Source organism: Paenibacillus sp. Dod16 (assembly GCF_049893405.1).
GTDB lineage: Bacteria > Bacillota > Bacilli > Paenibacillales > Paenibacillaceae > Paenibacillus_AQ.
Map to the genome: position 1 here is coordinate 195,490 of NZ_JBNDYG010000007.1, position 13,490 is coordinate 208,979.

Sequence of the window (13,490 nt, forward strand, 5' to 3'; positions counted from 1 at the left end):
GTTCAATCTTTATTTTCACAGTAAACCTCCTGTTTTCCAGTTAGCTTTACTAGAGGCGGTTCAATCTTTATTTTCACAGTAAACCTCCTGTTTTCCAGTTAGCTTTACTAGAGGCGCCTTAATAGTCTTACAGCATGAACAGAGGGCCACTCTTCTGTTTTTGCTACCAAAGAGATTTACTTATTAAAAGTCTTGATTCATAGCTAACCATACTTTATAGTATACAAAATTCATATAGCATAAAAGGATGCCTTCCATGGCTGTTCGCGCTTGCTCGTATTTCGTTACACTGACACTCAACTAGCTCTTAATAAACACAATTTTTACGCCAACCACCTGATCCTGCTCATTCACGGCCTTATACACGCCATATGCACCATCGCCAATGCCGGTCCGGGATACGACGCCTCCATCCAGGACACCCGCCTCTTCTCCGCTGTCGGTGATGTCGCAGCAGGCATAGTACCATTTCGTATCCGTATCCGAGCTATCCGATGTCGCATCAGCGTCAGGAATTCGGTACTTTTGAATATCAAAAATCCCGGCCTGCCCGCTATCCACCCCAGCTATAAAAGGACACTTGATCCATTCCAGGAATGCCCCCTGTTCAGCTGCCGAGTGATGGTATGCCGTTAGCTTGGCGTTGGCTTCGCCCCAATCCGGGATCTCTACCTTCTGCACTTCCCCAACCCACGTTCCATTTAATACAGCTTCCAACACGCCCATGATGATAATGTTCGTATTCAATTCATAACAAGGATCCGCAACAACTAATTGTCCGGAATTCACTTCAAAATTGCCCAGTTGAATGATCAAAGAAGATACCTCCAATAACAGCGTATGATGGTTCTATTTTAGCACTTATGATGGGGGGAGTTTAAGAGCGAACCCCTGATTCAGCAACCTTTACATATTCGAGATTAGCATATTTTCAAAAGCTTCATCTGGATTATTTGATTTATTTAGATGTAACCATTCTTTGAAATCCCCTTTATATGTAATCTTTCCTCTATTTAGTATGATTAGGTGGGAATCTAAGTACATTAAGTCTTGAAGTTGATGTGTAGATATAATACAAGTTTTCCCCTCTTCTATAAGCTTCCCAATTAACTCGTGTATTCTTTTTCTAGATACGGGGTCTACTCCGCTTGTTGGCTCATCAAAGATATATAAAGAACGGTCAATTCTAATTAATAAGTTGATAAAAAACCATCTTCTTTCACCGATAGACATATTCCCGATTCGTAAATCCCACAAATGTTCAAACAATTCTTTTTCAAGTTGCGACATTTTTTCAGTGTAAAAATCCGTTCCTTCAACTTCAGGTTTAACAGGTGAAGAAGAGATTCAGATTCTGGGTCACATATCCTGTACAGAAGGTAAATTGATCTCTCCAGACTCCGGTTTTAGAACATTAGTTACGCAATCAAACATTGTTGTTTTACCAGAACCATTTACACCAACAATTGCATTTAACTTTTTTGTATGTAATGAGAATTTTACATCCTGTAACACAAAATCTTTTCCTCTTGGATATTTAAATTTAAGATTTTTGATATTCTTAGCAAAATTCCTCACTTATGTATTCATACTAAAGTACGAATAGCCTAATTTTAATCACATGATATTATTGTAATTCTATCTTTGCAGCATCGATAATAAGTCTATTTTTCTCATGGCTATGCATCCTACGAAACCAAAAAATAATAACGGAATTATAAATTGAACATATAGAAATTCGTGATCGAACAATCCAGAGCCCATATTTCCAATAACCACACATTTTTCATATCAACATTAATGGCAACTTAAAAAAGGGATACATCAAAATATTCAATATGGTGGATATGCTGGAAAACTGAACAGGTAAAAGTGCTACGCTAAAAGTTGCAAAAGCTAATGGTATTGAAATGATAACAATGATGACCATTAACATTAATATTTTCAATGAAAACACACTGTAAATAAGCGTCACAATCATTGTGAAAAGCACTAAACTAATTAAAGTATAGTCTTTAATGAACCACTTCCTTTAAGCCTTGCTGTTTGTAGTCCTATTCCATTTAAAAACGTACTGATAATAAAGGCCCAAAACCAAAAAATGTATTTAATCATATCCAGATTGTGGCTAGTAGAATCCAAGATATTCTTCTGCATAACCAATGTAGTAAAAAGAGGAAAAACCACAGACCAAACAAACGCCACTTTTTCGAATAGTAATAATTTAATATAAAAAAACCGAAAACTCTCCTCACACCAATATCTCTCCCCTTATAAAAATCAAACTTTCAACATGTACTTCCTTTGAGTATTACACTCATCAACTAAATGGATATATAACCCTAAAAATTAATATTCATCCAATTCCATCGTTTTGTTGTTATTATTTTCACTAATGGTTTTCAGAGCGTACGCAAAAAAGCGCCTTTATCGCTAACAATTACAGCATTAGCAAGGGCGCTCCAAGTTAAGTTTTAGTTTTATGCGTTTTTCTCTGGCATTCATATATTACAAGCCACATGATGCATTTAATTGTTTGACAGTTAATTCATCGAGTTATTATTAGTGAAACGCAAATCAAATTTTACTTTAAATAATATAATTTCCAATATTTATAATTTGACCGCAATAATCAGGAAGAGATACCATTGATATGTGAATCAATCCTATCTATTCAAGCATTTGTAAAACAATTAACACTTTGTTCTCGTAAAATATACTGAGTTTATATTATCGTTGTAAATCTTCAAGACATACATAAATGATCTAACCGACTGTAAATGTGTAAAAGTGACAGTATATTTCACTCATGAGCTACTGTTTGTTAACTGGTATGATTCATTAATTTGATTTTAAGGAGTGTGTTGTAGTGAAAAAAGTAGTATTTATACCTATTTTGTTTTCGCTGATATTCATTAACTTTTCTATTTTGGATGTAAGAGCTGAAAGCCAAATAGATTTAGAAGGGAAGACATATCTTCAACTCGATGAAAAAGGTGAAAAACTTATAAAAAATGATCATGTGAACGCTTCTTTACAAGTTTCGAATCTCTCGATTAATAACAATGTACACTTATCTGGTACAATAAAAACCGAGAGTAGTGATCTCGTGCCACTTGATCTCAATGGTGCACTAACTAAGGCTGAGTATCCTGGTAAATTAATCGGCGAACTGGAAGATAAATCGAATAACTTTGAAGTAATTTATTTTGGAATTGAGAAAAAATCTGATGATAATATCTCCTTGTTAGAAGATACAAAAAACTCTCAACCAGCATTGAAAATATATCTATTAGAGAAACGAACTAGGAATTTTACTATATTTGAAATAAATAATCTGGAAACACTGGGTATCGATTTAGAAAACATTTTTTCTATTAGCGATTCACTTAATTCCACTGAACATATAAACGAATTTTGGTATGGTAAATTGATTAAACCTACTTCATTTACAACTAAAAATGAACCTACACCAATGGCAATTACAAGTGGGAAATCTGACGTTACACATACCGTTTCATATAATATTGGTGGCTATATTATTTATGAAGACATTACCGTAAGAACACTTATTGAAGGGCCTACTGCATTAGATAACTCTGGCGGAACTTTTACTACAAAGATTTATATTCTTTCTCAAAAAACAAGATCTACCAGTTATCCAAGTGCAAACTCAAGCAATACTAATTTTAGAATAGGATCGCAAGGGCCAACAAAAATCGAAGCATACACTGATCCTGGTGATGTATTTAGATATATTCAGTGGGATGGTTATTATACGAATGGTGGCTCTATAAAGGTGGATATTTCTGCCTCGTTTCAACTTCCATTGACTCCTATTTCTTTTTCCACCGCTTATAATAGTTCGCAAACTGTAAATAACCACTCGATGAAAACATATGATAATTCTGGTTCTACTAAAGTTAGAAAGGCTAGTGCTGAATTCGCAAAAGGGAAGAAACTTGAAAAAACAGGCCAATCATTTGATGTAATATTTGCTGTAGGGCATTATAATACTCCAGCACAAAAAAAGCTTAATGTTCGTTGGTCTTACAATCTATTTAATTCTCAGGATTTATATGCGTTTGGTCCACAGACTAAAAGCATGTACTTCTCGTACGCATCTAAGTAATTTACAATTAAAATAGAGAGGATTATATCCTCTTTATTTTAATTCATAGGGGGTTAATTATGTTTCTTATATTTCTTTTAGTTATTTGTCTTTTCTCTATACTTTTGATAATGCGAAATGATAACGAAAAATTCATAACCGGTTTTTCATTATTTGTGGTCATAGTTTCTATTAGTTTAAGCATATTACTTGTTAATTTGGCTGTGTTCGCTGGCTTGGGTAATGATACAACATTCCTTTCCATATTTAGTTTTAGTGTTGGTTCAATATTCAATATAGTAAAAGTTCTTATATCTATAGCACTCATATCTATGGTTGTATATTTTGCTTCAAAAGCTGATAAATAAAATTGGCCAGACCATACCTTTTATAAGATATTCCCAACCAGGTTCTTCTTCCATGTCCCGCCACACAACCATCACAAAAAAACGCACCTCCTAAAGAGATGCGTCTTTCACTGACATTCATATGCTACAAACCACATGTTACCTGTAGCTTGCAGGATTACTCGGGGATATTCCCCCCGGCCACCCGGTCGCCGGAATTGCCCGATGGATCGGTTACGCCGTCATCTTCGTCGGCATGAATGATCAGCGAGCGTCCGAGCACCGAGTTTGGCTGGTTCTTTTTAAGGGTGCCATGCTGAATGATCGTCTCCGCTTCCACGGTGCCGTCTGCGCCTACGACCAGATTCGGCATATCGCCAACATGGCTTCCTTGTGGATGCTTGAGTCCATGATGCTTGTCGGTCGGATTAAAATGCCCACCGGCAGACTTGAAATCCCTATCTTTGATCGTGTTCTCATGTACATGGAACCCATGCTTGCCTGGTGTAAGGCCGGATGCGATGATATTCACCTTCACCCCGTCATTGATCTGCTCCAAGATAGCGGAACCGGCAGACTCCCCCGCCGCATTGTACAGCTGGACTTCAAGATGCCCCAGAGATTCCTTCCTGAAAGCCTGGTCCCAGAACACGGGTTGATTAACCGGATCCGAAACCATGCGAGCAGGTGCATCGCTGCTGCCGGTAGGAGTCTCGGAATCCGAGGCCGCCGTCCCTTGCTGCGCAAATGGTCCATCAGTGGTGGAGTTATCCTTGCCGTTCACGTAGTAGCTTATTTTAGACATCGTGTATTTAATCGCAGCTAAAGTTCCTTCGGGATTCGCAGCAGCGAACAAAATTCCTGTGAACAGCAGGGCTCCGGCAAGAAATGCTCCAGCCATATATTTTAATTTGTTGGTCTTCTTCTTCACTTCATCGCCTCCTGAATGATGATATTCATTCATCTCCCAATCCCCTGATTTTATACGTCTAAGTCGTTATTTTATGGGATATGAGGCGTTCGGCGTTATTTATTGTTCCCCAAGACAGATATACGGATTGAATAACCTACTAAACTGGCTTTTATATCATCTCCAGCTACTGAACATAAAAAAGAGATTCCCTCCGCTACGGCGTTAATGCCCCTCTTGCAAAATGAGTTCTCTCATCCGATCCGTATGTTTGGCGGAAACCACATATACATCTTCTCCCCAATCTTTGAAACCGTAGCTAAACACACTTTCCTGACCCTCTTCCCCCAACCACAGCTTAATGGCGTGAATCGGGGATTGCTGATCATAGATAACCATCACGTCGTAATCCGGGTCTGTTCGTTTGGCAGCATCTGGTTGCTTGCGAGCCGTACGGATCGCTTCCTCAAATGCGCTTACAGCCTTCGCCTCCTTGAAAGAAACCAGTGTATCCCCGTTCATCTCGTCCCATGACTCAAATGCCGAAATCCGAATTTCGACAACCTTCTCGTCCAGCAGCTGCATCGTTTCCCAGCCGGGTTCGTTCTCGCAGCCTGTTAATAGAGCCGTCATATAGAGCAGCATGATCGTTAAAAAGTGCTTCATCAAATCGTCCTTCCTTATTCACAAAATAGTATTATTGGATGACCTTATGCAGCTTCAGCTTGTCTATCAGCATGGTTCTGCACGTCTCTTGATCATAATGGGAGTTGTTCATTCGTTCCTTGTTCAGTCCAAGACTGTCCAAGATCCGGTACTCCAGCCTGCGCCGGGCCTTCAATACTTCCAGCGTCCCTTCGACACCCTCCAGACCGCGATGTTTGCCGTATCCCTGCTGCGTGTAATAATGGACGAATCCTGTGGACCATGCCTCCGGGCGTTCCCGGATGGCCTTGCGGAATGCGTATTCCAGGTTGTCCTGTTCAATGAGATCCAGCCGAAGCTCGTAAATATCCTGCTTGGACAAGGAATGTATAGATCATCCGGAAAAGACGTGCCGTATTCGTTCTTCAGCTTCTGATAGGGTATGAGATTCCAGCTGCCTTTTTTGGCGGCCCGTTCGATCAATATTTCTTTAAAAGAGCCTGCGTCTTGCAGCAACCGCCCGAAGTCTTCTTCAGTCAAACACGCCGTTCCCTCATAATCCGCCGGGTGGTCAACATCCCCTTCCATCACAAGCCGGGCCTCCATGTTTCGTTCGGTTAAAATATCATAAATCATACGGGACGTCGTCGATTTGCCGAAACCCGGCAGACCTTCGACCATGATCAATTTCGTCTTCATTTCATATCCCCTTCAAGTCTCAAAAATGATTGCAGCTTCAAGTTATTCTGTGGGGGCCGACTGATATCCTTTTCTCTTTACAAAAAAGGCTGCGGACGTTTTACGTCAACAGCCATCTTTCATGAAGACCCACGCATCTCTATGGCGATTGAACCGTAGATCACTCACTTAAGGGTATATACAGTAGAACCTGCTTGAATATCCTTTGCTGTTATATTCTTACCGATACAAATGCCTATGTTTTTTTATTGGCCATCGAAGTTGAAATCTGTATCGATTGAACTTTCACTTCGGCATCCAAGACTAAGACCGAATGAAACGATGTGCTAAAAAAGTGTTTGGAAATCTGGATGCAGGAGGTAAGGAAGAGCGCTTCAAGCTCATCGAGCAAGCGGTGGAACTAGGACGAGTAACCGAACTTTGCCAACTCTTTGGTGTTTCTAGAAGCGGCTACTACGCATATTTGAAGCGGAAGAAGAACGACCGGGATGCAGAGGCCAAACGACTCATCCGCATCGTTTTACAAACGCTACGAAGGAAAGTACGGCTACCGGCAGCTCCAATTGTTCTTGTGGCAGGATGACGGCGTATGGATGAAACACAAGAAGGTACTGCGCCTCATGCAAAAGCTCGGCATCCAAGCCAGCATTCGCCGAAACCGTCGGTTTAAGATGACGTACCAGGCAGCAGAGCGTGTTGCGGAGAATCTGCTTAAGCGTGCTTTCGCGGCCGAAAAACCAAACCAGAAATAGGTGACGGATGTGACCCAATACCGTGTGGGCGAGCGTTGGATTTATCTTTCGGCGGTGAAAGACTTATTTTAATAACGAGATTGTGGCCTACCAACTCAGCGAACGTAATGACAACGAACTGGTTCTCCAAACGTTCGCCAAAGGGTTTGCCAAACAAAAAGACGTGACAGGATTGGTCGTTCACAGCGACCAAGGGTTCCAATACACGTCCCATGCTTACCACGACATGCTGCCAAATGTTGGCGCCCGAATCAGCATATCACGTCGGGGCAATTGCCTAGACAACGCCTCCATGGAGAGCTTCTTCTCGCATCTCAAAACGGAAGGACTCTACCCTTATAATATCCGAACTCTAGCAGAGTCACACAGAAAATCGAGAAATACATAAGATTTTATAACCAAAGACGACCCGCAACGTAAATTAAACAAACTGACACCGGTACAGTACCAACGCCAGTTTGCAGCCTAGGTGTTTTTTTATTGTCTACTAAATAGGATCTTGACCAATTAACCTCCAGTGGGTTTTTCGTTCTGAACCCCCTAATATGTTGTCATCCTACGCATTATATCAACTGAAAAATTGTAGGTAGTCTCCAGGTTCGGTTAAAAATTCAATGGCTAAACCAGTAATCGCTATTAAAACACCATATAGAATATTAACTTTTTTTTCACTTATTTTTGTTTTTTCGAATACAGCCACCAACGATATAAGAATAACTAAATATGCTATATTTTCAGCACCTCTAACCAAATTAGATAAAAACATAGAAATTCCTAGCGCAAATACAAACAACGGAATCCTTAATTTTATCATCTTCATTTCCTATCGTCTCCTTTTCTGGTTGTTTTACCCACATTAATAGTGTACCATAAAACTGGGTCCCAAAAAATTACTTAGGAGGAATTAAACATGAAGAACTTTAAGGCCTTATTGTCGTTTATCCTAATGTTTGCCGTCGTAACTGGAACCTCTTTTGCTTCACCAGCAGAAAACACAGAGGGAAAACTACAAAATCTCAAGACAAAATTCGATAGTCGTACTGCTGAGCTAAGTAAAGAAGAACTAAATATTTATAAGACATACAAAGGTGATGAGCGTAAACAAAAGTTAGATGAATTTTATAACTCAGAAGCAGTAAAAAGCTTGCAAAATGACTTTAGAGATGCCGTAATCGGCGACATCGAACTTGAAAAAGCCTACATTCAGCAACTAGGAGTAAGTCATCTCAATAAAATAGATTTAGAGTCGGAAACCATTTTAAGCACTCAAGATGTTGCCGCTCCAACAGAAGATTACTTCATCGAGAAGATAGTTGAACATTCCGACGGAAGTTTTAGCGTTTTATCCGGTACTCTTACAGAACATGAAACCGAAGATGAAGATAGTATCGGAACAATGGCATATACCAATGGTATTGGCGATTATGACTTTCTTTGGGATTTCGAATATAGACATTTAGTCTACCCTAACAGTCACTTTACGATTAAAACCTATTACTCTACTCATACAACATCACCGCATCTGAAGGTGTATAATGCCACTAATGCCGGCACGCGTGGACAGTTGCCCCTTGTCAGCGTAACTGCTTCTGCGAAAATAGATCATAACTTTGCCACTAAATCAACTAAAGCAAGAACAAGCGGTAATTTCAACATTACCTTTGCAGGATATAACGGAATAGGACTTCACTCTGAGAGTTGGGATGGAAATGCATCCTTTATCATTAGAGACTATACAAGTAATTCAGTTACCATTTCTACGGAAGCAAGTTTCACACAGGGATAGATCAACATTCTGGATTCAAGAATGAAAACTTGAAAGATTTATATCACCAATTATGTAAAACCCTTAAGGGGGAATCCCCCTCAAGGGTTTTTTCGAACCTTTTTGAGCGAGTTAAACGAGATATAACGTTTGCCGCTAAGATGAAAAAACAAGAACTTAATGAAGTTAGGGTATTATATAACGAATTGAATATTGAGAAACAAAGAAAGTCTGTAGGACATAACGCCGGCAGAATCTTCTGATTAATAAACTGAAACTATATCATCTATATTGATCCATTTCCATCCTCCTATTCCGGTTGTCAGCTTGAATCATGTCTGTAAAATGACGTGAATCACCGAGACTGTTCAAAGTCAATTCCTGATCCTCATATTCATCGAACAAACCCATCTTAATCTTGCGATGAGTATTAAAAGCCATTTCCTGTGGGTCAAGAACAGAATTATCCTTTCGCCATTCTACGAGCTTCTGGAAAATTCCCCCACCTCGTATGCTCTAGCATATCTTTCGGCTGAACTCCCATAGCCCATTCCCCTCCTGTTTTATACGTTTTGTCAATTGAATCCCCTCCACTCAACTAGTTTTACCAACGTAATATCCCCTCTATAAAAAAGGCTGCGGACGTTATCTCTCATGAAGAAGCCCCCTGTATCCCCCGGGCAACTCCGAATGATCTCAATCGTGTTCCTGACCTGTCATCACTATGGAGTCTTCATTAATAACTCAGGCTCATATCTATTCGCCTTTAAACTATGGACATCTCTTTTTTAACGGACTATAATGACAAAAGCGCTCCAAAAAACGAACATTAAGGCGGTAAAAATGAGTAAATATATGTTATTATTTCAAGGGACTTCTTTTTCAGGCAAGTCTCCCAAAGAAATTCAAGTATTGAGAGACTATCTTTACTGCATTAACACGGACGGCATGATTGAGCGAGTCGTGGCACCGGAAGACGCCGACTATCAATCCTTGCTGGATACGTATCAAGGCACTGACAGCTTTCACCGACTAGAGGAAGGACAGTATTTCCTGCCTGGCTTTGTCGATTTGCACGTTCATGCCCCGCAATGGGCTCAATCCGGAACCGCATTGGACATTCCACTCTACGATTGGCTGAATACGTATACGTTCCCGCTGGAATCCAAATTCTCCGATCTGGCGTTTGCGCAACAGGTTTACGACGATGTGGTAAGTACCCTGCTGGCCAACGGAACAACGACGGCCCTTTATTTTGCCACGGTGCATAAAGAAGCCAGCTTGTTGTTAGCCCAAATCTGTGCGAGCAAAGGCCAGCGCGGACTTGTCGGAAAGGTTGTCATGGACGATCCTGAGCAGAATCCGGATTACTACCGCGATGCGGACACATCCACGGCACTGGCAGATACAGAGGAATTTATTATCGCTGTACAGGAACTCGCCAAGACCACCAAACAAGGCGTGTATCCCGTCGTGACCCCACGCTTTATTCCAAGCTGCACCGATGAGGGGTTGAAGGGGCTAGGCGAACTGGCAGCCAAATACGACACGTATGTGCAGTCCCACTGCAGCGAAAGCGATTGGGCGCACGGATATGTGAAGGATCGGTTCCAGAAAAACGATGCGTTTGCCCTGCATGATTTTGGCCTGCTGCGCGATAAATCGGTCATGGCTCATTGTAATTTTCTCGATGACCAGGATGCCGAATTGTTCGCTGACACCGGCACCGCGATCGCGCATTGCCCGATATCCAACGCGTATTTCGCCAACAGCGTCATCCCGGTCGCCCGCTTCCACGCCAACAATGTCGAGATCGGTTTAGGCTCGGATCTATCCGGCGGCTTCTCACCGAGTCTCTTCGATAATATAAGACAGGCCGTAATGTCCTCGAGGATGCTGGAAGATGGCGTGAACACCTCCCTTCCTGCGGAAGCTCGCGGCGTGCCCGAGTCGCGGATTACGGTCCATGAGGCATTCTATCTGGCCACGGCCGGAGGCGGCGAATGTCTGAGCTTGCCGATTGGCCGCATTCAAGAAAACTACGCATGGGATGTGCAGGTGATCGATACGAGACTTCCATCCGCCAAGCTGCCGATTTTTGATGAGAATGAAGACGCACAAGATATTTTTCAGAAGATCATGTATCTGGCACGTCCTGAGCATATCCGCGAGGTGTGGGTACAAGGGGAAAAGGTTCATACGCGTTAAGAAAGATAGAGGTTGTTCAAAAAGCAATTCATCCTAACATTCGAGGTGTCCAGCGGAGTGAATACACAAGCAGACAAGCAAAATGACGAGCAAACGAAGTCTCAGCATTTAACGGTACCTCCCGACGGCAAAATATCATTCGGGAAATCCGCCATTCTCGGTTTACAGCATGTCGTCGCGATGGACGTCTATGTCGTCCCTTTCCTGATTGCCATGTTAATCGGCTTGGCGCCTAATCAGTCCAGCGCATTGATCCAATCCACGTTTATTGCGGCCGGGCTTGCCACGATCGTGCAAACGTATTTCTGTATGAAGCTGCCGATGGCGCAAGGCCCTTCCTATGTTCCACTCGGCGCGATTGTCGCCATCTATGCCGCCAGCGGCGGTGGAGAGATGGGTTGGAGTTCCGTGCTGGGCGCGAGCTTGATTGGCGCGATCCTCGTCATTATTTTGGGATATACGGGAGTTTTCAATAAAATCGTTAAATCCTTCATCCCGCCCATTGTCGGGGGCACGATCATCTTCATCGTCGGTCTGTCGTTATTGCCTGTTGCGATTCGAGACAATATCTACGGCGCCGCGGACGCCACCATCAATCAGAATGTGCTGCTGGCCCTGATCTCAGCGGCTGCACTCATCCTGTTCGTCATCCTGGGTTCTCTGTTCCGAACAAGAGGTGCGATATTCCGCGTTACGTCCGTGATGGTCGCATTAATTATCGGATGTATCTCCGCCAACTTTATGGGTGTGCTGGATTTCAGCGCTGTTGCAAACGCCAAGTGGTTCAGCATGCCGCAGATTCCGTTTAAGGATTTTGGCTTTTCGTTCGACTTCTCGGCGATCATCACCATGGTCATCATTTACCTCGTACTGCTGGCGGAAACAACGGGTACATGGTTTGCCATCAGTAACGTCATCGATAAACCGTTAACGGATAAGAACATTAACCGGGGGGTGATTGGCGAAGGGATCAGCTGCCTGATTGCTTCAGGACTCGGCTCGACGCCGGTTACCGGCTATTCCACGAATGCAGGGATTATCTCCATCACGGGTGTGGCTAGTCGCCGAGTCTTCCTGGCGGTAGGCGGATGGTTTGTCCTCTTCGGCTGTTCCGGCAAATTGGCCGCGCTGATCTCCTCGATCCCAACCGCGGTCATCGGCGGCGTATTCGCCATCGTCTGCGGCATCATCTCGATTAACGGGATCCAGGTCATGAAGAACGTGAAAATCGGGGAAAAAGAAATGTACATTATCGCCATCCCGATGATTTTGACGTTAGCGTTAGTGCTCATTCCTAAAGATTTCTTGTACACACTGCCTACGTTCGTGCAGTATTTACTCGGATCACCGATTCTGGCTGCTTCACTTGCAGCGATCTTGTTGAATAAATTGCTGCCTAGTGCGAAGTAAGTTGTAGAGCGAGGCAGGGCACTTTTTGACTGAGCCTTACATTTGAAATAATAGAATTCATGAAAAACGCTATGCTTCTCGTAAGCTTCTTACGATAAGCACAGCGTTTTTTCTATTTTGAGAGTATGATTTTAACTTTGCTAGATACCTCGACTGTAACTATATTGATGTTATCGTTTTTTGCGTTTGTACTTGCTCAGCGTATATTTCACCCCATTCTCTCATCTGGATAATGATGTTGGACAATGTCTGGCCAAATTGTGTTAAGGAATATTCTACTTTTGGAGGAATGACATTATACACTTCTCTATGAATAATCCCATCATTTTCAAGCTCTCTCAATTGTAAAGTCAACATCCGCTGAGAAATCCCTGGAACCAATCGTCTAAACTCATTAAATCTACGCGTATCGTTAAGTAAATGATAAATAATGACACCCTTCCATTTACCCCCAATTACATCTAACGTAACCTCTACGGGGCAAGCATGCTGAAGACCATCCGTACACTTTCCGTAACCACTTTTTCGATTGCGCATCATGACACACCTCTTTTTACAGTATATATAATGTTACTATACAACATTAATGTGCGTACTTATTTTTTTTATTATTATCACCTATATTATAACTGTACTTATCATT

Annotated in this window: 14 protein-coding genes and 1 pseudogene (1 of these 15 running past the window's edge); 6 read left to right on the forward strand and 9 right to left on the reverse strand. The window is 42.0% G+C overall.

Annotated elements, in window-relative coordinates; genetic code table 11:
- From ACPV3A_RS08600 to ACPV3A_RS08615, 4 genes are all read right to left on the reverse strand, one after another.
- On the reverse strand, window positions 1–19 hold the beginning of the coding sequence (locus ACPV3A_RS08600; RefSeq protein WP_426198933.1) for a DUF2207 domain-containing protein. Its footprint begins 1,910 nt before the window's first position; the window shows 19 of its 1,929 coding nt (coding positions 1–19); it begins with the start codon at window positions 17–19; the stop codon falls past the left edge of the window.
- A 281-nt stretch (window positions 20–300) separates the two neighbouring features.
- On the reverse strand, window positions 301–816 hold the full coding sequence (locus tag ACPV3A_RS08605) for a DUF4241 domain-containing protein (protein WP_426198935.1): 516 nt from the start codon (window positions 814–816) through the stop codon (window positions 301–303).
- 90 nt (window positions 817–906) lie between these two features.
- Window positions 907–1,290 carry an AAA family ATPase gene (locus ACPV3A_RS08610; protein WP_339295694.1) on the reverse strand — a complete coding sequence of 128 codons (384 nt, stop codon included), beginning with the start codon at window positions 1,288–1,290 and terminating at the stop codon, window positions 907–909.
- A 69-nt stretch (window positions 1,291–1,359) separates the two neighbouring features.
- On the reverse strand, window positions 1,360–1,578 hold the full coding sequence (locus ACPV3A_RS08615; RefSeq protein WP_426198937.1) for an ATP-binding cassette domain-containing protein: 219 nt from the start codon (window positions 1,576–1,578) through the stop codon (window positions 1,360–1,362).
- Window positions 1,579–2,869: 1,291 nt separating this feature from the next.
- On the opposite strand from ACPV3A_RS08615, the gene ACPV3A_RS08620 reads away from it, so the two are divergent.
- Window positions 2,870–4,132 (forward strand): hypothetical protein, encoded by a 1,263-nt coding sequence (locus ACPV3A_RS08620; RefSeq protein WP_426198939.1) that lies wholly within the window; start codon window positions 2,870–2,872, stop codon window positions 4,130–4,132.
- Between the two features lie 504 nt (window positions 4,133–4,636).
- Here the strand turns inward: ACPV3A_RS08620 and ACPV3A_RS08625 are convergent.
- The 3 genes and pseudogenes from ACPV3A_RS08625 to ACPV3A_RS08635 form a co-directional block, all read right to left on the reverse strand.
- Window positions 4,637–5,422 (reverse strand): superoxide dismutase family protein, encoded by a 786-nt coding sequence (locus tag ACPV3A_RS08625; RefSeq protein WP_426198941.1) that lies wholly within the window; start codon window positions 5,420–5,422, stop codon window positions 4,637–4,639.
- A gap of 171 nt (window positions 5,423–5,593) precedes the next feature.
- On the reverse strand, window positions 5,594–6,034 hold the full coding sequence (locus tag ACPV3A_RS08630) for a hypothetical protein (RefSeq protein WP_220686428.1): 441 nt from the start codon (window positions 6,032–6,034) through the stop codon (window positions 5,594–5,596).
- 31 nt (window positions 6,035–6,065) lie between these two features.
- Window positions 6,066–6,712 (reverse strand): annotated as a pseudogene (locus tag ACPV3A_RS08635) (hypothetical protein).
- 488 nt (window positions 6,713–7,200) lie between these two features.
- Between ACPV3A_RS08635 and ACPV3A_RS08640 the strand changes: the two are divergent.
- Both ACPV3A_RS08640 and ACPV3A_RS08645 read left to right on the forward strand, forming a co-directional pair.
- Window positions 7,201–7,464: an IS3 family transposase gene (locus ACPV3A_RS08640; RefSeq protein WP_426198944.1), complete on the forward strand. Its 264-nt coding sequence runs from the start codon at window positions 7,201–7,203 to the stop codon at window positions 7,462–7,464.
- An 82-nt stretch (window positions 7,465–7,546) separates the two neighbouring features.
- Window positions 7,547–7,852, forward strand: a complete 306-nt coding sequence (locus ACPV3A_RS08645) for a transposase (protein ID WP_426198946.1) — start codon at window positions 7,547–7,549, stop codon at window positions 7,850–7,852.
- Between the two features lie 180 nt (window positions 7,853–8,032).
- Here ACPV3A_RS08645 and ACPV3A_RS08650 read toward each other — a convergent pair whose 3' ends face one another.
- Entirely contained in the window at window positions 8,033–8,284 is a 252-nt protein-coding gene (locus ACPV3A_RS08650; protein WP_220686430.1) for a hypothetical protein, read from the reverse strand.
- A gap of 90 nt (window positions 8,285–8,374) precedes the next feature.
- On the opposite strand from ACPV3A_RS08650, the gene ACPV3A_RS08655 reads away from it, so the two are divergent.
- From ACPV3A_RS08655 to ACPV3A_RS08665, 3 genes are all read left to right on the forward strand, one after another.
- Window positions 8,375–9,250: a hypothetical protein gene (locus ACPV3A_RS08655; protein WP_220686431.1), complete on the forward strand. Its 876-nt coding sequence runs from the start codon at window positions 8,375–8,377 to the stop codon at window positions 9,248–9,250.
- Between the two features lie 822 nt (window positions 9,251–10,072).
- Window positions 10,073–11,437: a guanine deaminase gene (gene guaD, locus ACPV3A_RS08660; RefSeq protein ID WP_426198948.1), complete on the forward strand. Its 1,365-nt coding sequence runs from the start codon at window positions 10,073–10,075 to the stop codon at window positions 11,435–11,437.
- A 57-nt stretch (window positions 11,438–11,494) separates the two neighbouring features.
- Window positions 11,495–12,847, forward strand: a complete 1,353-nt coding sequence (locus tag ACPV3A_RS08665; RefSeq protein WP_426198950.1) for a uracil-xanthine permease family protein — start codon at window positions 11,495–11,497, stop codon at window positions 12,845–12,847.
- A gap of 159 nt (window positions 12,848–13,006) precedes the next feature.
- On the opposite strand, the gene ACPV3A_RS08670 is transcribed toward ACPV3A_RS08665, so the two are convergent.
- Window positions 13,007–13,384: a winged helix-turn-helix transcriptional regulator gene (locus ACPV3A_RS08670; RefSeq protein WP_426199082.1), complete on the reverse strand. Its 378-nt coding sequence runs from the start codon at window positions 13,382–13,384 to the stop codon at window positions 13,007–13,009.
- Window positions 13,385–13,490 lie beyond the last annotated feature (106 nt).